Annotated in this window: 19 protein-coding genes and 1 tRNA gene; 10 read left to right on the forward strand and 10 right to left on the reverse strand. The window is 64.0% G+C overall.

Translation table 11 applies throughout. The features are described from left to right. Positions 1-8 precede the first annotated feature (8 nt). Positions 9-347 carry a hypothetical protein gene (locus tag AAGW05_RS01085; protein WP_411802616.1) on the reverse strand — a complete coding sequence of 113 codons (339 nt, stop codon included), beginning with the start codon at positions 345-347 and terminating at the stop codon, positions 9-11. Between the two features lie 168 nt (positions 348-515). Between AAGW05_RS01085 and AAGW05_RS01090 the strand changes: the two genes are divergently transcribed. The 4 genes from AAGW05_RS01090 (at position 516) to AAGW05_RS01105 (ending at position 2,762) form a co-directional block, all read left to right on the forward strand. Next, positions 516-707, forward strand: coding sequence for a hypothetical protein (locus AAGW05_RS01090; protein ID WP_411802617.1), 192 nt, complete (start codon positions 516-518; stop codon positions 705-707). Positions 708-791: 84 nt separating this feature from the next. After that, positions 792-1,133 (forward strand): SDR family NAD(P)-dependent oxidoreductase, encoded by a 342-nt coding sequence (locus AAGW05_RS01095; RefSeq protein WP_411802618.1) that lies wholly within the window; start codon positions 792-794, stop codon positions 1,131-1,133. 119 nt (positions 1,134-1,252) lie between these two features. Beyond that, positions 1,253-1,522 (forward strand): SDR family oxidoreductase, encoded by a 270-nt coding sequence (locus tag AAGW05_RS01100; protein ID WP_411802619.1) that lies wholly within the window; start codon positions 1,253-1,255, stop codon positions 1,520-1,522. Between the two features lie 400 nt (positions 1,523-1,922). Continuing rightward, positions 1,923-2,762, forward strand: a complete 840-nt coding sequence (locus tag AAGW05_RS01105) for a matrixin family metalloprotease (RefSeq protein ID WP_411802620.1) — start codon at positions 1,923-1,925, stop codon at positions 2,760-2,762. Positions 2,763-2,782: 20 nt separating this feature from the next. Here the strand turns inward: AAGW05_RS01105 and hrpA are convergent, their stop codons facing one another. From hrpA to AAGW05_RS01120, 3 genes are read right to left on the reverse strand one after another with little or no spacing between them, the layout of a single operon-like run. Continuing rightward, complete coding sequence (gene hrpA, locus AAGW05_RS01110) at positions 2,783-6,709, reverse strand: ATP-dependent RNA helicase HrpA (protein WP_411802621.1); 3,927 nt, start codon at positions 6,707-6,709, stop codon at positions 2,783-2,785. Between the two features lie 13 nt (positions 6,710-6,722). Continuing rightward, positions 6,723-7,574 (reverse strand): hypothetical protein, encoded by an 852-nt coding sequence (locus AAGW05_RS01115; protein WP_411802622.1) that lies wholly within the window; start codon positions 7,572-7,574, stop codon positions 6,723-6,725. Next, complete coding sequence (locus tag AAGW05_RS01120) at positions 7,571-7,843, reverse strand: hypothetical protein (RefSeq protein WP_411802623.1); 273 nt, start codon at positions 7,841-7,843, stop codon at positions 7,571-7,573. The genes AAGW05_RS01115 and AAGW05_RS01120 overlap by 4 nt, the downstream gene beginning before the upstream one ends. A gap of 23 nt (positions 7,844-7,866) precedes the next feature. On the opposite strand from AAGW05_RS01120, the gene AAGW05_RS01125 reads away from it, so the two are divergent. The 3 genes from AAGW05_RS01125 (at position 7,867) to AAGW05_RS01135 (ending at position 10,455) form a co-directional block, all read left to right on the forward strand. Beyond that, a complete protein-coding gene (locus AAGW05_RS01125; RefSeq protein ID WP_411802624.1) occupies positions 7,867-8,151 on the forward strand; it encodes a hypothetical protein in 285 nt (94 codons plus the stop codon). Positions 8,152-8,153: 2 nt separating this feature from the next. After that, complete coding sequence (locus AAGW05_RS01130; protein ID WP_411802625.1) at positions 8,154-8,363, forward strand: GNAT family N-acetyltransferase; 210 nt, start codon at positions 8,154-8,156, stop codon at positions 8,361-8,363. 199 nt (positions 8,364-8,562) lie between these two features. Then, entirely contained in the window at positions 8,563-10,455 is a 1,893-nt protein-coding gene (locus AAGW05_RS01135) for an HNH endonuclease (RefSeq protein WP_411802626.1), read from the forward strand. A gap of 39 nt (positions 10,456-10,494) precedes the next feature. Here the strand turns inward: AAGW05_RS01135 and AAGW05_RS01140 are convergent, their stop codons facing one another. From AAGW05_RS01140 to AAGW05_RS01165, 6 genes are all read right to left on the reverse strand, one after another. Beyond that, positions 10,495-11,136 (reverse strand): class I SAM-dependent methyltransferase, encoded by a 642-nt coding sequence (locus tag AAGW05_RS01140; RefSeq protein WP_411802627.1) that lies wholly within the window; start codon positions 11,134-11,136, stop codon positions 10,495-10,497. 22 nt (positions 11,137-11,158) lie between these two features. Next, on the reverse strand, positions 11,159-12,628 hold the full coding sequence (locus AAGW05_RS01145; protein ID WP_411802628.1) for a carboxylesterase/lipase family protein: 1,470 nt from the start codon (positions 12,626-12,628) through the stop codon (positions 11,159-11,161). Next, positions 12,625-14,007, reverse strand: coding sequence for a GH1 family beta-glucosidase (locus AAGW05_RS01150; protein ID WP_411802629.1), 1,383 nt, complete (start codon positions 14,005-14,007; stop codon positions 12,625-12,627). The genes AAGW05_RS01145 and AAGW05_RS01150 overlap by 4 nt, the downstream gene beginning before the upstream one ends. Positions 14,008-14,106: 99 nt before the next feature. Then, positions 14,107-14,436 (reverse strand): hypothetical protein, encoded by a 330-nt coding sequence (locus AAGW05_RS01155; protein ID WP_411802630.1) that lies wholly within the window; start codon positions 14,434-14,436, stop codon positions 14,107-14,109. Next, positions 14,433-14,606 carry a hypothetical protein gene (locus AAGW05_RS01160; RefSeq protein WP_411802631.1) on the reverse strand — a complete coding sequence of 58 codons (174 nt, stop codon included), beginning with the start codon at positions 14,604-14,606 and terminating at the stop codon, positions 14,433-14,435. The genes AAGW05_RS01155 and AAGW05_RS01160 overlap by 4 nt, the downstream gene beginning before the upstream one ends. A 233-nt stretch (positions 14,607-14,839) precedes the next feature. Beyond that, a tRNA-Arg gene (locus AAGW05_RS01165) sits at positions 14,840-14,912 on the reverse strand. Positions 14,913-15,087: 175 nt separating this feature from the next. On the opposite strand from AAGW05_RS01165, the gene AAGW05_RS01170 reads away from it, so the two are divergent. From AAGW05_RS01170 to lysA, 3 genes are all read left to right on the forward strand, one after another. After that, positions 15,088-16,371 (forward strand): CynX/NimT family MFS transporter, encoded by a 1,284-nt coding sequence (locus AAGW05_RS01170; protein ID WP_411802632.1) that lies wholly within the window; start codon positions 15,088-15,090, stop codon positions 16,369-16,371. 395 nt (positions 16,372-16,766) lie between these two features. Then, the gene (gene argS / locus AAGW05_RS01175; RefSeq protein WP_411802633.1) at positions 16,767-18,419 is read left to right on the forward strand and encodes an arginine--tRNA ligase; all 1,653 of its coding nucleotides are present in this window, start codon (positions 16,767-16,769) and stop codon (positions 18,417-18,419) included. A gap of 5 nt (positions 18,420-18,424) precedes the next feature. Next, positions 18,425-19,876, forward strand: coding sequence for a diaminopimelate decarboxylase (gene lysA / locus AAGW05_RS01180; RefSeq protein WP_411802634.1), 1,452 nt, complete (start codon positions 18,425-18,427; stop codon positions 19,874-19,876). Positions 19,877-19,879: the final 3 nt, after the last annotated feature.

Raw genomic sequence — 19,879 nt, forward strand, 5'->3', positions numbered from 1 at the left:
GGGCCTGCTTACCGGCCGTCGGATGGGGGCGGGGCGAAGGACCTGTCCAGGATGGCGCGGGCACGGGCGACCGTTCCGGTCCGCTCCTGCGGCGGTGTCCGGGCCATGAGGAACGCCAGCATGGAGATGGAAAGCATGACGTCGTCGGCTTCCACATGCTGTCCGAACGTCCCCGATTCCTGGGTGCGCGCCAGCAGGGTGGCAGCCACTGCAGTGACCCGAACGGCCATTGCCTCGGCGCGGGGGTCCGCGCGCTCGGTGACGATCATGTCGATCAGGGCGGCCGACACGATGGCCTGCTCGGACACAAGGTCAAACAAGCCATCCAGGGTTGTGTCGGGCCTCACAGCCAATTCCTCAAGTGCGGCGACGTTGTCATCAACTAGACAGTGTTGTCCGGTATGGCATCCGGCGGGTCGCCGCCAACCCCCGACGCTGTTGCACAGTCCATCCCCAGAAGAACGCGAGAAACGGAGAGCAACCTTCCATGGGCAACGACCCCAACAATCTCAACGGTGAATCATCCATCAACTCATGGTTGGCGCACCCGGCCGGGGGGACCGGTGCTCCGGGCGCTGCGGGCGCGCCGCGGCCAGGGCGACGACAGTCTGCAGCCCATCGGCAAGCTGGCCCTGAACAGGCTTTTGCAGATGAGCCAGGGCACCTTCACCCAGGAAATGATTGACGGCCTGATGCAACAGGTCTAGGCCGGGGCGATCCCCGAGGAGGAGGCCCAGCCGGCCAGCGCTGTAGCGGATGCCGGGCCGGAGCTGGAGCCGTGGGTTGAACACGTGACTGAGGGCCGCTTCTTAGGCAAGACCGTTATCGTGACAGGTTCTGGATCCGGTATTGGCCGGGCAACGGCGTCACGCGTTGCCATGGAAGGCTGCCGGGTCATCGCCGTCGACATTTCCAAGGAACGCCTTGGCGACTTCGCCGCCCAACTGCCCCATGCCGACATCGTCCCCGTGGACGGGGACATCACCGACGATGCCGCGGTGGGCGCCATCTTCGCTTCCACTGGCGAACGCATCGACGGGCTGGCGAAGATTGCCGGGATCATGGACAACATGACGCCCGTGAACGAGGTCTCCGACGAAATCTGGGACCGCATGTTCTCCATCAACGTCTAGGGCACCATGAAGCTCATGCGGGCAGTCATCCCCAGGATGCTGGCGCAGGCCGAAGGCTCGATCGTGAACACGGCGGCGGGTCCGCCGCCGGCGTCGCCTACACCGCCTCAAAACACGCTGTGGCAGGCCTGACCAAGAGCAGCGCGTTCATGTACGGGCCCGGAGGCATCCGCGTGAACGCCGTCGCCCCCGGACCCACCATCACCAACATCCGGGCCCGCTTCTATTCGCCACTGGGTGAGGCCCGGGTCAAGAGCGCCATGGCGACCCTGCCCGACCCCGTCGAGGCCGACGCGCTCCCAGCCTCCACCACGTTCCTGCTCAGCGACGACTGCGTGAACGTCAACGGCGTGATCCTGCCGTCAGACGGCGGCTGGTCGGCTGCCTAATTCTCCCGCCCCACCCCGTCTATGACGCAGTTACTGCACTGGAGAACGCTTTCCCGACGCATTTTTGTGCAGTAACTGCGTCATAGACGTTGGGGGACTAGGCTAACATTCATCCCAGGAACTACTTCCGGCGCCGATGTGGGGGCAAAATGGCGGTTTCAGCATGACGGCACCCGATCCTCGCGAAGAGGATGCGCTTCCCCGCTCGCGCTCGGGCCGGACACCGCAGTGGGTCGTTGACGAGCAACTCCGGCACATGGCCGAATCCGTGCCTGATTCACCTTTCGCGCAACTCCCTGGGCCGCGCGGGCACGTCGCGTTCAGGCCCGGCAATTCCGCGAAGCCCGCCAAAAGCCGGGGTCCCAGGAATCACCGGCGGGTCGCCAAGTGGTTTTCGACGATGGCCACTGTCCTTACCATTGCACTGATTTGCACCTACTATGCGTATCCGGGCCTACCCGCCAAGGTGACCGATGCCATCGCCGACGAGCAATTCGGTCCCCCCGATGGCGGGATTGGCCAGGCACCGGATGGCCGCTGGGTCCAAGGATTTCCGCCACGGGGAGTTGAAGCCGCCACACAACCGCTGGGTGCTCCGGCACCTTTGGCCACGGCAGGCACTGAATATCAATTCATGCACAAGGACGCACACGGCACACCCGTCGCCTACGACCCCTGCCGACCCATCCACTACGTGACCCGAGCGGACAATGCCCCGCCCGGAAGCCGGCAATTGATCACGGACGCCTTCGCCGCCGCGTCCACCGCGACAGGGCTGGTCTTTGTCGATGACGGCACCACTGTTGAGACCTACACCGCAGAACGCAGTTCCTACCAGCCGGATCTGTACGGCAAAAGGTGGGCTCCCGTGCTCCTCAACTGGACCACGACGGCCGAGGAGCCGCGATTCACTGCGGCCGCCGTTCCCGGCAACTACGAAATTGCCGGTCTGGCAGGCAGCCAGGCCATTGCGGGCAGTGCCGGCAGTGCTGTCTACGTCACGGGCATCATCAAACTCAACGCCAGGCTGTTTGGTGAGATGCTGGGGGACCCCGCCAGCGCGGCAAACGCACGGGGCGTCGTCGAGCACGAGATTGGCCACGTGCTGGGCTTGGACCACGTCCAGGACCCCCACCAATTAATGTATGAACACGGCCAGCACGTCGTCACCAGCTATGCCGCCGGTGATCTCACCGGGCTGGCACAGCTGGGACAAGGCCGGTGCTTCCCCAACCATTAAGTGCGGGAGCGACGGTTGGGCTAGGACATCGCCTTCGCGAGCGCCACCCGGATCCGCTTTTCAGACACCGAATACGCCGTTCCCAGCTCGACGGCGAACAGGCTCACGCGCAGTTCCTCGATCATCCAGCGCACGTGCTCGAGCGCAGCCGTGGACCGCTGGCCGGGCAGCATGGCTGCCACGGCGTCGTCGTACTCGTCTTCCAGACGCTGCACGATCGCCATTGACTGCGTGTCCCTGGCCACGTTCGAAGGCAGCTTTTCCAGCCGCTTCTCGATCGCGGCGAGGTAGCGCGGCAGCTGGCTGAGCTGGGCGAACCCGGTCTTCGCCACAAAGCCCGGGTACACGAGCAGCTCCAGCTGTTGCTTCAGGTCGTTCAGCGCACTGATGAGCGGCAGGCTTGTGGTCTCCCGAAGCTTCTTCTGGATGCGCATGTTCGCCGCGAGGACCTTCTCCACGATGGCGGTCACCGAGAACACGGTATCAATCAATTCGGCGCGGACCACTTCATACAGTGCGTTGAAGTCCTTCTCATTCCACGGCAGGGCCGCCGGGGTGAGCTTGTCGATCGTGGCGAGGGCGCAGTCTGCAATCAGTTCGGTGACGCTGCCATGCGGGTTCTGGCTGAACGTGAGCTTTTCGGTGTTGCTCAGATGGTCCAGCACATACCTGTCCGGCGACGGCACGCGAAGCGCGAGCAGGCGGATGACGCCCCCGCGCATGGCTGCCTCCTGGACGTCCTGGCGCTGGAAGATGCGCAATCCCGCAGTGGTGCCCTCGTCGACCAATGCCGGGTAGCCCGTCACGGTGTGGCCTGCCACCAGTCGCTTCACCTCGTGGGGGAGCGTGCCGATGCTCCACTCCGTCAGGCCCGAGCGTTCGGCAATACCGTCGGTGGCAGCGGTGGTTGAGGTTGTCGGTATTTGGGCGCCGGCACCCTTGTGGGCGCCCTTTTTGCCGTCCGCCAGGGGGCGCGCCGGCGTGACGGTCTTGGGCGTGGCACCGAGCGATTCCGCGATGGCGCGCCGGGTGGCGCCGGCCAGCTTGCCCTGCAGATCGGAGAGGTCCTGGCTTTCCTCCAGGATCTTTCCGTTTTTGTCCACGACGGAGAACGTCATGCGCAGGTGGGTCGGCACGGCATCCCAGTTCCATGACCCCGGCGGGATGACATGGCCCTTGAGCCGGCGCAGGGCCAGCTCCAGGGACGGTTCAAGGGCGTCCACGGCGGGGTCAAAGTCGGTGGCCAAGGCGGCGGCGGCTTGGCGGGCAACATCCGGGGCGGGGATGAAATTCTTCCTGATCGCCTTCGGCAGCGACTTGATCAACGCAGTCACCAGCTCGGCGCGCAGCCCGGGAATCTGCCACCTGAACGGGGCCTCGGAGAGCTGGTTCAGGAACAACAGCGGTACTTGTACGCTCACGCCGTCGGACGGGTTCGGGGCTGAACCGGGCGCCGTCGGATGGAACTCATAGGAGAGCGGCAGCTCAAACTCGCCCTGCACCCAGGTCTTCGGAAACGCCGTCTCATCAAGAGAAGTTTCCTCGGCCATGACCACGTGCGTGTCGAAGTCGAGCAAGGTCGGGTTCTCGTGCCGCGCGTCCTTCCACCATTTGTCGAAGTGCCGCTCGGAGACAACCTCCTTGCCAATGCGCTCGTCGTAAAACTCGAAAAGCGTCTCGTCATCCACGCGCAGGTCACGGCGGCGCATGCGTGTTTCCAGCTCCTCCACCTCGGCCAGGACGGCCTGGTTCCTGTGAAAGAACTTGTGGTTCGTGTGCCAGTCGCCCTCCACCAGAGCATGCCTGATGAACAGCTCGCGGCTCAGTTCCGGGTCGATGCGCCCGTAGTGGATACGCCTGTCAGGCACGATCGGCACACCGTACAAGGTGACCTTCTCGTGCGCCATGACCGAGCCCATTTTCTTGGACCAGTGCGGCTCGCTGTAGGTGCGCTTGACCAGGTCGGGGGCCACCTGCTCGGCCCACAATGGGTCAAACTTCGCGGCAACGCGGGCCCACAACCGTGATGTTTCCACGAGCTCGGCGGCCATGACCCAGTCGGGCGACTTCTTGAACAGCGCGGACCCCGGGAACACCATGAACTTCGTGCCACGCGCTCCGGCGTACTCCCGCTTGCGCGCATCGTATAGGCCGATGTGGCTCAGTAGGCCCGTCAGCAGTGACATGTGGATGGCGTCGTGGTTCGCCACGGGATCCACGACGGAGCCGGACACCTTGATGTCCAGCGATTTCCCCATCTGCTTGAGTTGGGCGAACAGGTCCTGCCACTCACGCACGCGCAGGTAGTTGATGAACTCGGCCTTGCACAGGCGCCTGAACGCGCTGGAGGACAGCTCCTCCTGCTTGTCCTTAATATACGACCACAGCTTCAGGAATCCTGTGAAGTCCGAGTTCTCATCCTGGAAGCGCTTGTGCTTCTCGGTGGCGAGCTGCTGCTTGTCGGTGGGGCGTTCACGCGGGTCCTGGATGGTGAGGGCCGCGGCGAGCACCATGACCTCGGTGGCCACGCCGCGCTTGGCAGCCTCAACGATCATGCGGCCCAGCCTCGGGTCAACCGGGAGTTGGGAGAGCTGGCGTCCGACGCCGGTGATCCCACCCTGGGCGGTCACGGCGCCGAGCTCGCGCAGCAATGCCACGCCGTCGGTGATGGCCCGGGAGTCCGGCGGCTGGACGAACGGGAACTTCTCCACGTCCTTGGGCCCCTTGGCCACGCCCATGGCCGTCATCGCCAGGATGACGGCGGCAAGATTGGTGCGCAGAATTTCGGGGTCGGTGAACTCGCTGCGGGCCTTGAAGTCCTCCTCGGAGTACAGGCGGATGCAGATGCCGTCAGAGACACGGCCGCAGCGGCCCGAGCGCTGGTTTGCCGATGCCTGCGAAACGCGTTCGATGGGCAGGCGCTGGACCTTGGTCCTGTGTGAGTAGCGCGAGATGCGGGCGGTGCCGGGGTCGATCACGTACTTGATGCCGGGCACTGTCAGCGAGGTTTCGGCAACGTTGGTGGCAAGCACAATTCGCTTCCGCGAACTGGGCGTGAACACGGCGTGCTGCTCGGCCAGCGACAGCCGCGCATAGAGGGGGAGGATCTGGACGTCACGCAGGCGCGGATTGGACTTGACCCGGCCAGCCAGCGCATCGGCGGCGTCGCGGATCTCGCGCTCTCCGGAGAAGAAGATCAGGATGTCCCCGGGGGCTTCCTTGGACAGCTCATCCACCGCGTCGCACACGGCGTCCAGCGGATCCCTGTCCTCCTCACTGTTGCCCCCGTCAAGGCGGCGGTCGGCAGCGGACTCGGCTTCGTCGTCGTCCGTTCCATGACTGCCCAGGGGGCGGTAACGGATCTCGACGGGGAACGTGCGTCCGGAGACCTCAACGATGGGTGCGGGCCCCTCGGGGGAGGCGAAGTGCGCGGCGAAGCGCTCCGGGTCGATCGTGGCCGAGGTGATGATGACCTTCAGATCCGGGCGCTGGGGCAGGATTTGGCGCAGGTAACCGAGGATGAAGTCGATGTTCAGGGAACGCTCGTGGGCCTCGTCAATGATGATGACGGAGTATTTGCGCAGCAGGCGGTCGCGCTGGATTTCCGCGAGCAGGATGCCGTCGGTCATGAGCTTGATCTTCGTCGCCGGTCCCACATGCCCGGTGAAGCGGACCTGGAAGCCCACCTCCTGCCCGATTTCCACGCCAAGTTCGCTCGCGATGCGCTCGGCAACAGTGCGGGCGGCGAGCCGGCGCGGCTGGGTGTGGCCGATCAGGCCCTTCTCGGCCAAGCCCAGTTCCACACACATCTTCGGGATCTGGGTGGTCTTTCCGGAACCGGTCTCGCCGGCGATGATGGTGACCTGGTTGGCGGCAATCGCAGCCATGAGGTCCTCGCGACGCTCCGATACGGGGAGCGCGGCGGGGTAGGTGATAGTCAAAGTCATGGTGTCACCCAGTTTATGCGGTGATTGGCGCTGCGTCCCTGTCGCGGGCTGTGGCACGCATGGTGAGTGTCCCTTTTGCCGCCAGTATAAGAAGTACGACGCCGGTCACCGCAGCGCCTGCCCCACCGGCCGTTATGGCTATGGCCCAGTCGGGGCCGGGGTGCGCAGCGGCTGTGGATCCGGTGGCCTTGAGCAGTTCCATACCTGCCATGATCGCTGTGCCGCCGAGCCCCGCGAGCAGCACGCCGGCTGCAAACTGCAGGAGGTTGCGTGTTGCGAGCTGCCGCCAACTCCGGTCAAGTGCTGCCATGCGCGGATCGGGGAGGGAAAGCGTGGTTGACAGGCGGTGCACGGCAAGTGCCGTTGCGCCACTGAAGAGGGCCGCGACGACGGCCAAGGGAACGCCGTCGAGGTGGATTTCAGCGAACGCAGGAGCCAGCGCCGTGGTGGCGAGGAAGGAAAGGAAGGCCAGCAGTGATGCCGCCGGGAGGATGAAGGCGCGTCCGGCCACGAGGGGCTGCCTGGATGCGGTTTGCTTGCGGGCGGGCAGGGCCGAATACAGCAACAGCCCGCCGCTGGCCGACAACCCTGCCGTCAGTGCAATGGCAGTGCCGGCCTGGCCTGACAGGCCAATCGACACCCGGAACAACGCGACAAACATGACCAGGGCGAAAATGATCGCGGCGATTGTCCGCAGTTGCGCTCCGAGCATGGCCTTGTCCTGCTCGGCCGTGGTGGGGAGGGCAGGGGTCCTGCCTGCGGCGATGGCCCGGGGCGCCTTTTTCTTGGCAATCCACGAGGCAGTTGCCGTGATGCCCCACGCCACTGAAGTGAGAACGGCGAGCAGGGCAATCAACTTGGTCATGGGGAAAGTCTGTCATGGTCTGCGGCGTCGCCGAGCCTCTTTAGCAGGGCTTCGAGTTGTGCCTGCTCGGCCTTGGTCAATGTTGCTGTCATGGCGTGTTCGGTGGCGAGGTGGTCCGGCAGGGTGGCCGGGGTGAGCCGGTGGGGTGCGCCGCTACTGGCCGCCGTGCGCCGTGCCGTGCCGGTCGGGCTGGGGCTGCTGGCGTTGTCACGGCGCCTGCCGGAGGGGTCCTGGTGGCGGACGTCGCGGGCGCTGGGCACGTTGAACATCGGCGCTTTCTTTGGCCTGCTGTTTGTGGCTGCCTACCGGCTACCCGGGGGGCGTCGCCGCGATTGTGGGCGGGGCGCAGCCGCTCATCGTGGCGCTGCTTGCGAGCCGGTTCCTGCGGGAGAAGCTCACGGCGACCCGGCTGCTGGCCGGCGGCGCCACGTTGGCCATTGCCCTGATGGTCTTTGAAGGACTGCCGACCGAGCCGCTGACAGTGCCGAATGTGCTGGGCTACCCCTACCTTTCCGTCATGGGAACCGCCCTGGCCTACTTTTGCTGGTTCCGGGGCTTGCCCGCGGCGGCGCGTTGAGGATGCAGATCGAGGCTGTGCGGGTTTCTCAGCAGCTGCGAGGCAACGGGTTGGGGTCGGCCATGATGCACTGGGCCGTGGATGAGGCTGGACGTCGCGGCGTCGCCTTGGTGCAGCTCACAAGCGACAATTCCCGGATTGACGCCCATCGATTTTATGAGCGGTTGGGGTTTGTGCAGTCCCATGCCGGGTTCAAAACGCGCCTCCACTGAGGGATTCCAGGCCATTGATTCCTCCACGGGGTGGGCTGGGTTCGGCGCTGTCCACCAACGGGACTTTGCCCCTTTGAAAGTCAGTGCCGTGCAATAACCTGAAGGTATTGATTGGTTAGGGCTTACCAGTACAAGAGTTCTTTCATTCGCCAGTTGCTCCGGCTTCCGCCGGAACAGCGTTTTCAGGCAGGTGAGCGGTATGGCAGCACCGGAATGGTTCAACGGAATCAGCGGGACGGGTTCTGGCATGTTCCCTTCAGAAGCCGCTGCTGTCTCTGCCCCTGCCGATGGCCGCGCCCCTGCCGATGGCCGGGCCCCTGCCGATGGCCGGGCGGGCGTCACGCCTGACACTGCATCGAGCGACCCCGCCCCAAGGCGCAACTCTGCGAGCCTTGTGCGGACGGGAGTGGACGCGCTCCAGCGCTGCCGGGCGTTCTTTGACCCAGTGGTTTTGGCCAACCTGGATGCCGCACTGGCCCACGAGCTCGCGGGCCGTGCGGGAAGCAGGGCCAACCGCGCGGCGCAGGCAATGGAAGCGGGCATGCGCGAATCCCGCCCGACAGAGGCCCTGGTGCACCTGGCCCACCAGGAATCTGCGTTAAAGGCGGCTGCCACCAAAGCGTCGTCGCGAGCTGTCGAGGCCACTGCCGTCATCACTTCCCTAGGCGGCACACCCACAGAACACGGATATGACCCGGCAATTGTTGATGCGGTGTCGGCGGCGTCCCTCGTGGACGCCATTGCCGTCTTGGAAGAAGCGAAGAACGCGTTGTCGGGCGCCCAAGCACAGGCACAGGCCCTCTTTGTGGCACAGCAGCGGCTGGATCAGGCTCGATCATCAGTGCCACAGGAAAAACTGGGCCGCGGCATCGTCCAGCAAGTGGCGCTGGCTCGGCACGAATCCCCACACCGTGGCCGGCAGTTGGCGGAGTTGGCAGAAGTCCTGGTCCGGGAGATGCCCCACACCATGAACGCCCTTGTTATGGGGAAGATCAGTGAATACCGGGCAACCCTCGTGGCCCGGGAGACTGTTCTTCTTTCGTTTGAAGATCGCAGCAAAGTGGACCAACTGATTTGTGGCGACCCTGACGCCGTCGCGCTTATGGGCACAGGGGAGTTGGCTGCTGCCAGCAAGAAGGCAGCCTACGCCCTAGATCCTGAGGCCTTTGTCAAACGCCAGCGGAAAGCTGTCGGGGACAGATATGTCTCGCTGCGACCGGCACCTGACGGAATGACGTTCCTAACGGCCTTGATCCCACTGAAACAGGGCGTGCGGATACTTGCCACCCTGACCAGGGTTGCCGACAGTGCCAAGGCCCGTGGAGACGAACGGGGCAAGGGCCAGCTCATGGCCGACGCCCTTATGCACCGTCTGATCCAGCACGCGCCCTGCGACGCCGGGGCCGGAACCATTGGCGACCACCGTGGTGTGCCGGAGGAGGCGACAGGCGTCAGTTTCGGAACTGAGTTCGGTGTCTGGAGCGGTTCCACCTCCACCCGAGGCTCCACTCAAGAACAGTTGTGCACACGAACCAACGATCCTGACATTGCCTTGGAACTGATCATGACGGACCGTGCATTGTTTGGCGGTGCGAACGATCCCGCCGTTCTGGTGGGTTATGACCCTCTTCCGGCACCCCTTGCCCGCAGCATGGTCTTGGGGGAGGGCTTTGCCGAAGAAGAAGGCGATGGGCGGGGCACCGGTCCAGGAGCCCGTTCACCCCGGGTGTGGCTCAAACGGCTTTTCACTCATCCTGACAGCAATGCCCTGTTGGCCATGGATTCGAACGCCAGACTGTTCCCAGCCGGCATGCAAGAGTTCCTGCGTGTGCAAGATCAGCGGTGCAGCGAGCCATATTGCGACGCGCCGATCCGGGAATACGACCATGTCAAGGCGTACGCTGCCGGTGGCCCCACCAACATCCTGAACGGACAGGGGATGTGCACATCGTGCAACCATGAAAAGGAAGCACAGGGATGGTCTTCCACGCGAGTGGCAGGGGGAGCAAATGGGCCGCCTCAAACGGAAATCAAGACTCCCACAGGCCACCGTTATGTCTCGACGGCGCCACCCTTGCCAGAAACTGGCTGACACAGTCGAACGAACCGGAACCTCACTGCAGGTGCACGATTACGGCCTTCGGACCGCCCTCAAAACTTCATCATGAATAGTGATCGGCTCACCCTCGGCATTTTTGCCCGCACGCGGCCTCGATGCAGAGACCTGGACCTGCCACTGCTGTGGCGCGAGTGAGTTGGCTACTTCGGCGGCTGTGAAGAACAAATCGGGTACGACCGGCCGTCGCGCACCAGCTTGTATATCCGTCGCTGAGTGACCCACAATCAGCAGGGTTCCGCCGGGTGCAACAGCGGCAGCAAGTCGAGAAAACAGCGGTTCCCGCTCAACCGTGGGCAGGTGCATGTACTGTGCTGAAACTAGATCGCAGCTGGACGCTGGGGGAGTCCATGAGAGCAGGTCGTGGTGTTCCCAATTGATGGTGCCGGACAGGACAGGGCCTGCCTCTGCCCTGTGCGAGGCGTGGTCGGAAGCCTTGCGCAGGGCAACTTGGGAGAAATCCACGGCCGTGACCTGCCAGCCGCGTTCAGCCAGCCACAGCGAGTCGGCGCCCTCACCACAACCAACATCAAGGGCCCGCCCGGGAGCCAGCCCAGCAACTTCAGCTACCAATTGCGGGTTGGGGTTGCCGCTCCAGACAGCGTTGCTCCTGCTGTATCGTTCATCCCAAAAGTTCTCGCCAAACAAGGTCGTCATAGCTACAGGATAAGGCTCCGAGCTACATCGTTATCGCGGCCCGCTCGTCCTCTCGGGGAGCTGACACCACAGGGTTGCTGCCGCCGTCGAACGTCTTGACTGGGCGCCGAAGCGACCAAGGCTCCCACCCCGGATCACCCGTGGCGGCAAAATTGACCCAGGCACGGTGCATGTCAGTCGCGAGATCCTGGGGAGCGGTGGCTCCCGCGAGCCCCAGTGAATCGGGCGAGGCCAGCCTGTCAAAGACAAAACCAAGTTCGACGGCGTGTGCGGCCCGTAGGTATTCCACCGGGCTTGGCCAGGCGAATTCGTACACAAATGTTGCGGCACCACGTGCTAGCCGGGCGTCAGCCACCTGGTTCATGGGCACCCGCAGCAGCTTGTCTGTCGCCAGGTCACCAAGGACTTCACCCAGCACGGCGTAGGGCCGGTTGCGCTTGAAAAGCTTCACCGCGGCAGCTGAAATACCCACTTTGCGCCGGGCCACGGCCAAATGAAACCACGTGATTTTCATGACGAGGCCTGTGGGAACCAGCCAGAGCCGTGCTTCCTCGGATGTGGTGCCGATCAGCAGGTCAATGCCGCTGCCTGCGCCGGATTCCAAGGCAACGATCGGGTTGGCAGGAATGAGCCCAGGATCAAGGGCAAGGGCAAAACCTGCGCCTCCGGTCAACGGTGTTGACCCCGCTATCACACGGGCCTGGGCGGCGAGCAACTGATCAGGGGAGAACTTCATGAACGCGTCCCGGGTGGCGGGAACGCCCAGGTCCTTGGCCATGGCACGTGTGATCCTGCCCGCGTCCTTCGGTGGCTGGGCCATCAGCGGTCCGCTCTGGATGATGGCACGCTTGAACAAGGAGGAGGCTTGGGGGTGTGCGAGCAAGGCGGCGACTGTGTTTCCGCCTGCCGATTGGCCCATGACAGTCACAGAATCCGGGTTCCCGCCAAAGTGGCTGATCTCCGCCTGGACCCAACGCAGCGCCGCCAGCTGGTCAGCCAAGCCGAGGTTCAGGGGCGCTCCCGCCAGAACCGAGAAGCCCTCAGCCCCGAGCCTGTAATTGGGGGCAACGAAGACGATGCCGTCACGGGCAAAGGCGGTGCCGTCATACCCGTCAAGGGCATTGGATCCGTGCTGCAGGGAACCGCCATGGAACCAGACCACGACAGGCAGCAAGCCATCCCCGTGGACGGGCGGCGCAAAGATGTTCAGGTTCAAGAAGTCATCGCCCGTATTGATGACGGTGGGCAGGATGCGTGCCAGCGCGCCCGAGTAGGGGTTTTGCGGTGCCGTAGCGCCGGGCGCGGTGGCCTCGCGCACTCCCTCCCACGCAGGAGCGGGTGCGGGCAGGGCGAACCGCAACGGCCCCACGGGAGCCGCCGCGAAAGGGATCCCCAAGAATCGTGCGTTGCCGTCGCGGATTTCACCACGGACTTGACCAGCGGAGAAGGTGACGATGGGCGCGGAGCCGGTTTCGCCGTCGTACGTTGTCATTGTTGGAGTGGTCCCTTGTTGGCCTTGATGAGTTCCTGATACCAGAAGTAGGAATCCTTGGGGGTGCGCTTCGCGGTGGCGTAGTCAATATGTACCAGGCCGAAGCGCTGGGAGTAGCCGGCGGCCCATTCAAAGTTGTCCAGGAGGGACCAGTGGAAGTAGCCGCGAACATCCACGCCGGCGTCCATGGCAGCCTTCAGGGCGTGCAGGTGCGAATCGGTGTAGTCGATGCGGCGCTGGTCCCGGACCCGGCCGTCGGCGTCGGGCCCGACATTGATGGCTGCGCCGTTTTCGGTGATGTAGATGGGCGGCAATTTCTCGCCATATCGCTCCTTGAAGCCCACGAGCAGCTCGGTCAAGGCTTCGGGGACCACAGGCCAGTCAAAGTCGGTGCGCGGATAGCCCTCGATCTCCCGCAGCGAGAACGGCAGTGACGCATCAAGCTCGTGGCCGTCAACGAGTGCGGCCTCACCCGCCGTGGGTGCACCAACCAGGGCCGGGTTGTAGGAGTTGATTCCGTACCAGTCGATGGGCGTGGAGATGATCGCAAGGTCGCTGTCGGGGACCGGCGGCAGGAACGGCGCAAGTTCTTCAGGGTAGGAACCCGTGAGGATCGGGTCCGCGAAGATCCAGTTGGCAATGTTGTCGTAGAGGCTGGCTGCCTGCAGGTCTTCCTCGTGCTCGCTGGCGGGCCAGGTAGCGGCGTGGTTGTTGGCGATGCCAATGGTCGATGCCCCGACGGCGCGCAGTGCCTGGACGCCGAGCCCGTGGCCGAGCAGCAGGTGGTGTGCGGCCGGCAGCGCGTCAAAGCCAAGCGACAACCCCGGGGCATGGATCCCTGCCCCGTAGCCCAGCATCGTCAATACGACAGGTTCGTTGATGGTGATCCACCGCGGGATCCTGTCGGCAAAGTGCCCGCCGACAATTTCCGCATAATCGGCGAACCGTCTGGCCGTGTCCCGGTTGAGCCAGCCTCCGGCCTGCTCGAGCTCCAGTGGCGTGTCCCAGTGGAACAAGGTGGGGCTCGGGGTGATGCCGGCGTCCAACAGCCCGTCGACCAGGCGATCGTAGAAGGCCAGCCCGTCAGCGTTAACGGCACCGGAACCATCTGGTTGGATACGGGACCAGGAGAAGCTGAAACGGTAGGCGTCAACGCCCAGCTCCTTCATGAGCCCGATGTCCTCGGGGTAGCGATGGTAGTGGTCGCACGCAACCTCGCCCGTGTCCCCGTTGGCGATTCTGCCGGGCTCGGCCACGAAGGCGTCCCAGCTCGAGGGGCCGCGTCCGCCTTCCTTGACGGCGCCTTCAATTTGATAGGAGGCGGTGGATACTCCCCACACAAAGTCCGGCGGGAAACTGGGGAAACCTGGCTTGTCCATGGAGACCTTTCATTGACGGCTTGGCCTGAGCTTTTCGGAAGCACGGCGGGAAGTCAAGGGTTCGAGGATTCATGAGGGCGCCATCCGGGCAGGGACCGCCTAGTTGGCTGTGACAGCCATGCCGCGCTGCAGGAGGTGGTCAAGGCGGCCCAACGGAAACGGCGATGCCTGCCACGTGAACTCCGGCAGGCCGCCGTCGTGCCGCGGCTCATCGAGGTGCTCCGTGAGGGCCGAAAAATGGCGGTCGGTTGACGCCGCATGGACCACACCGACGACGACGATGCGCTCGATGAGGTAATCGCTCCACAGGCCAACCGTGCCGATGCGGTACGAGTGCGCGTAGTAAAGGGCGAGTGCGGTGTTGACGGAGTCCCTGGATGCGCCGTCGATCTCCTGCCGGCCAAGAACTTCCGCGCCTGTTGAGGTCAAGGCTCGCCGCAGATTGTGCGGCGCGTCGACAGGGCCAGAATCCCCAGCAGTGGGATGAAGGCGCCAAACCATATCAGTCCCGAGTCCACAATGAGCCCCAGCCCGGCGATGTCGCGAAGCCATGCGTTCGCCACCAGGATAAAAGTTGTGGCCAGGGAACCGATCACCACAACGGAACTGCGAACCGGGCGGGCCCGTACTCTGTGCGCAGGGCTTGGCTGTTCGTGGAGTCGTGGAGTCGGGGAGTCGTGGCGTCGGAACTGCGCTGTCACGCTTTGGTGAGCGAAAGCCGGGAGGTCGCTGGAGGCCCGCCCACCGATCCGGCCCAACGTCGTCGAATATTGCCGCGGAAAACAAAAGTGGCCGGTTATGCGAAATAATTCGCATAACCGGCCACCACATGTGCCCTCGGAGGGATTCGAACCCCCGACCTACGGTACCGGAAACCGACGCTCTATCCCCTGAGCTACGAAGGCGTGGCAACCGTGGCTGCCAAGAGGGAACGAGAAAGAGCTTAGCAGGTGCAGGGCGCCCTATGTAAAACCGACTCTCCAACGCGTTCCCGGGCGCGGCAATAATCACAGAACTTGTGGCCGGATTTCTACTGCCTGCGCCCGACGCCCCGGGTAACGTTGGGGCAATGGTGAACACATGGTGGTAAAAAAACAGCGCACGGTGTGGCTCTTCGCGGTCGCCATCATCCTGACCGCGTTGACGCTCCGATCCGCCGTGACGGTGGTTCCACCATTGATCTCAACCATCAACAACGATCGTCCCCTCAGCCCCGCCACCATCGGCATCCTTGGCATGCTCCCCACGGCGGCCTTCGGGCTTTTCGGCTTCCTGACTCCCTATGTGATCCGCTGGGCGTCGCTTGAAAAGCTCATCGCACTGTCAGTTGTAGTGGGAATCGTGGGCCAGATTGTCCGCGTGCTCGTGCCAAACACGCCGCTTTTCCTTGTCTTCTCTGTCATCGCGTTCGGCGGACTTGGCGCCGGCAACGTGCTGCTGCCTCCGCTTGTCAAGAAATACTTCCCCGGCAAGGTCGGCCTCATGACGGCCCTGTATGTCACGGCACTCTCGGTCGGCACGGCACTGCCCGCACAGCTCGCCGTCCCGATCGCCGACGCCACCAGCTGGCAAATCTCCCTTGCTTCCTGGGCCGGGATCAGCACCATCGCGCTCATCCCGTGGCTTGTGGCGCTCTTTTCCCAGCGCACGACGCCGGCCGGCACCACCGCGTCAGGGGCACCTTCGGCCGTGGCCGGGCAGGCGGCAGTCGCGGGTCAGGGCGAACTGGAAGTGCATTCGGCACCGGTTGAGCCTGCGCCGAGGATGAACCTGTGGCGTTCACCCACAGCCTGGGGACTGACGTTCATGTTTGGCTGCACGTCCCTGAACACCTACGCAATGTTTGCGTGGCTGCCTGAAATTCTTAGCGAGGCGGGGCTTGATAGGGGGCAGGCAGGTTCAATGCTGGCCCTCTTTGCAGCCCTCGGCCTGCCGTTGAGCCTTGGCATCCCGCTCCTTGCGGCGAAGATGCGCAACCCCTTCCCTGCCGTCATGTTCATGCTTGGCTGCTTCATTGCCGGCTACCTTGGCCTGCTGCTGTCTCCGGCCAACGGCACCTGGATCTGGGTTGCTTTTGCCGGGCTGGGCCCGGGGACCTTCCCGCTGTCGCTGCTGCTGATCAACCACCGCACACGCACACAAGTCGGTGCCGGCGCGCTGTCCGGCTTCAGCCAGGGCATGGGCTACTCACTTGCGTGCACGGGTCCGCTGTTCTTTGGCCTGCTGCACCAGTGGACGGGGTCCTGGACTGCGCCGTTCATGTTCCTTTTCGCCACCTTGCTGCTGCTGGGCGCAGGTGCCTGGATCATTTGCCGGCCCAAGATGCTTGAGGACGACTTCCTCCCTGGGCCCGCCCACAGTTGAGATCGCAGCTGATGCGGTCATTCAGCCTTAAAAACCGCATCAGCTGCTGTTTGGAATGGGCTGGGGTTCCGATTTCGCATCAGCTGCAGTTTCGAGCATTCCACGAGCCTGCATCGGCGGATCGAATTCGCGAAGGCCACCTTCTTCACCGAACCCGCCCGTACCCGATTCCAAACAGCAGCTGATGCGAACAATTCGCCTCCACGCCATCGAAAACGCAGCTGATGCGAAAAATCGGCCGATTTCATCGCATCAGCTGCAGTTTGGAAACCCGGAGGATGCCGGAAACCGCATCAGCTGCTGTTTGGACGGCAGCGGCGGCCCTGCGCTCCATATTGTGGGCAAAATGCGCCCGGATTGGGGGAGGGTGCGGCCTGAACCGTACACTGGGGGGTGTGACTCCTGAAGAACTTTCTGCCGCCATTACCACCTGCCTCAAAGATGCCGTGGAGGCCGGTGAACTCAACGTTCCCGCCGAAGCCCTGCCCACGGAAGTCAAGGTGGACCGGCCAAAGAGCCGCGAGCACGGCGACTGGGCAACCAACATCGCCCTCCAGCTGGCCAAGCCGGCCGGTGTTCCGCCGCGCAAGATCGCCGAGATCCTGCAGACTCGCCTGGAACAAATCCCCGGCGTTGCCAAGGTTGACATCGCCGGCCCCGGCTTCTTGAACATCACAGTTGACGCCGCTGCCGCGGGCGAGTTGGCGAAGGCCATCGTCGAGGCGGGCGCCGGATTCGGCACCAACGCCGCGATGGCAGGCACCAAGATCAACCTTGAATTCGTCTCCGCCAACCCCACGGGCCCCATCCACTTGGGCGGCACCCGCTGGGCCGCCGTGGGCGATTCCCTGGCCCGCATCTTCTTGTCGCAGGGCGCCGACGTCACCCGTGAGTACTACTTCAACGATCACGGCAACCAGATCGACAAGTTTGCCCGCTCCCTGCTGGCCAGTGCCAAGGGTGATCCCGCACCTGAAGACGGCTACGGCGGAGCGTACATCGTCGACATCGCCAATGAGGTCATGGCGAACAACCCCGGCATCCTAGACTCCGAGGACCCGCAGGAAGAATTCCGCGCCCAGGGTGTTGAGCTCATGTTCGCGGCGATCCGCAAATCCCTGCACGAGTTCGGCGTCGACTTTGACGTTTACTTTCACGAAAACTCGCTGTTCGAAGACGGCGCAGTTGAGAAGCTCCTTGACCAGCTCAAGGGCTCGGGCAACATGTACCTCAAGGACGGCGCCTGGTGGCTGAACTCCACCGACTACGGCGATGACAAGGACCGCGTTGTCATCAAGAGTGACGGCAACGCCGCCTACATCGCAGGCGACATCGCCTACTTCAAGAACAAACGCGACCGCGGCTTCGACCTGTGCATCTACATGCTCGGGGCCGACCACCACGGCTACGTTGCCCGCCTGAAGGCCGCCGCGGCAGCCATGGGTGATGACGCGAACCGCGTCGAGGTCCTGATCGGCCAGATGGTGAACCTTGTCCAGGACGGCAAGCCCGTGCGCATGTCCAAGCGTGCAGGCACCGTCGTCACCATGGAGGACCTCGTGGAGGTCGTTGGAACTGACGCCGCCCGCTACTCCCTGGCCCGTTTCTCGTCCGACTCCAACATCGACATCGACCTGGATGTGCTGACAAAGAAGTCAAACGAGAACCCGGTGTTCTATGTCCAGTACGCACACGCCCGCACCTGCGCAGTGGGCCGCAACGCCGAGGCGGCAGGCGTCGCGCGCACCACCTTCGACGCCGCAGCCCTCACCCACCCCACGGAGTCCGAGCTGCTTGCAGTCCTGGGCCAGTACCCGGGCATCCTCACGCAGGCGGCATCCTTCCGGGAACCGCACCGCGTGGCCCGCCACCTTGAGGTCATCGCCGGTGCCTACCACCGCTGGTACGACGCCTGCCGCGTGACCCCCATGGGCGAGGAAGCCATCACCGACACCAACCGCACCCGCCTGTGGCTCAACGACGCCGTGGGCCAGGTTCTCGCCAACGGACTGTCCCTGCTGGGCGTCTCCGCACCGGAACGGATGTAGGAACAATGACCGAAACGAAGATCGCCGGCGCAGAGCTGGCCCCCGAATGGCTGCCCGCGGCAGGGGACGTCAATGAGCTGCTGCCCGCGATGTGGGCGCACGACGTCGAACGCGACGACGGCGGCGAGGTCACCATCAGCGGTGTTCCGGTCAGCGAGCTAAAGGCCCGGTTCGGCACGCCGCTGTATGTCATGAGTGAGGACGACTTCCGCAAGCGCGCACGCACCTTCAAGGACGCCTTTGATGCTGCCTTTGCGGAGATTTGCGGCGGCGTTGACGTCTACTACGCCGGCAAGGCATTCCTGTCCACGGAGGTCGCCCGCTGGGTCGACTCCGAGGGCCTGCGCCTTGACACCTGCTCAGGCGGCGAACTGGCAGTGGCCAGGCGCGCGGGCCTGAGCGGGGAGAAGCTTGGCCTGCACGGCAACAACAAGTCGGCCGCAGAGATCAACTGCGCCCTCGACATGAAGCTGGGCCGGATCGTCGTTGACAGCCTGCACGAGCTGGCACGCGTTGCGGACATTGCCGCAGCCCGCGGGGAAAAGGCCAACGTCATGCTTCGCCTGACGCCCGGCGTGCACGCACACACCCACGAATCCATCGCCACGGCCCACGAGGACCAGAAGTTCGGCCTGTCCTTCATCGCCGAAGACCCCGAAGCTCCCGGTATGAGCGCCGCGGAAGCCGCATCGAAGCTGGCAGTTGAAGCCGACAGCATTAACTTCCTTGGCTTCCACGCCCATATCGGATCGCAGATCTTCGAGGCCGAGGGCTTTGAAATTGCGGCCCGCAAGCTGCTCGCCTTCACCAACACGATCCAGAACAAGTACGGCGTGAGCCTGCCCGAACTGGACCTTGGCGGCGGCTACGGCATTGCCTACACCGCCGTGGACACCCCGCGCCCGGCTGCAGAGGTCGCACAGGCGATGGCCGCCGTCGTGCGTGAGACGTGTGCGGAACTTGGCATGGCAGCGCCGAAGATCTCCATCGAGCCCGGACGCGCCATCGTTGGCTCCACAACGTTCACCCTGTACGAGACTGGCACGCTGAAAACCGTGCAGGTCGAGGTCGACGGCCAGACGGATGTGACGGCCCCGCGCCGTTATGTGTCGGTGGACGGCGGCATGAGCGACAACGCCCGTCCGGTGCTTTACGAAGCGGATTATTCGGCCGTTGTGGCCAACCGCGCCTCCGCGGCGACTCCCGCTTTGTCCCGAGTGGTGGGCAAACATTGCGAGAGTGGTGACATTGTTGTTAGAGATGTATATCTGCCCAATGACGTGGCGGCCGGGGATTTGCTTGCAGTTCCCGGAACGGGCGCGTACTGCTGGGCACTGGCCAGCAACTACAACTATGTGCCCCGTCCGCCCGTAGTTGCCGTCAAAAACGGCACCGCACGCTTGATTGTGCGGGGAGAAACCGAAGACGATTTGCTGGCACGCGATTTAGGGGCCTAGAGA

This window comes from Arthrobacter sp. LAPM80, from assembly GCF_046736435.1.
In the GTDB taxonomy this organism is placed as follows: domain Bacteria; phylum Actinomycetota; class Actinomycetes; order Actinomycetales; family Micrococcaceae; genus Specibacter.

Bases quoted from the DNA above. Each gene is read 5' to 3' on its own strand.
- AAGW05_RS01120 (WP_411802623.1), bottom strand. From the start codon at position 7,843: ATGTTCAACGTGCCCAGCGCCCGCGACGTCCGCCACCAGGACCCCTCC.
- AAGW05_RS01170 (WP_411802632.1), top strand. From the start codon at position 15,088: ATGGTGGTAAAAAAACAGCGCACGGTGTGGCTCTTCGCGGTCGCCATC.
- AAGW05_RS01140 (WP_411802627.1), bottom strand. From the start codon at position 11,136: ATGACGACCTTGTTTGGCGAGAACTTTTGGGATGAACGATACAGCAGG.
- AAGW05_RS01135 (WP_411802626.1), top strand. From the start codon at position 8,563: ATGGCAGCACCGGAATGGTTCAACGGAATCAGCGGGACGGGTTCTGGC.
- AAGW05_RS01115 (WP_411802622.1), bottom strand. From the start codon at position 7,574: ATGACCAAGTTGATTGCCCTGCTCGCCGTTCTCACTTCAGTGGCGTGG.
- lysA (WP_411802634.1), top strand. From the start codon at position 18,425: ATGACCGAAACGAAGATCGCCGGCGCAGAGCTGGCCCCCGAATGGCTG.
- AAGW05_RS01105 (WP_411802620.1), top strand. From the start codon at position 1,923: ATGGCCACTGTCCTTACCATTGCACTGATTTGCACCTACTATGCGTAT.
- AAGW05_RS01145 (WP_411802628.1), bottom strand. From the start codon at position 12,628: ATGACAACGTACGACGGCGAAACCGGCTCCGCGCCCATCGTCACCTTC.
- AAGW05_RS01130 (WP_411802625.1), top strand. From the start codon at position 8,154: ATGCAGATCGAGGCTGTGCGGGTTTCTCAGCAGCTGCGAGGCAACGGG.
- hrpA (WP_411802621.1), bottom strand. From the start codon at position 6,709: ATGACTTTGACTATCACCTACCCCGCCGCGCTCCCCGTATCGGAGCGT.
- AAGW05_RS01150 (WP_411802629.1), bottom strand. From the start codon at position 14,007: ATGGACAAGCCAGGTTTCCCCAGTTTCCCGCCGGACTTTGTGTGGGGA.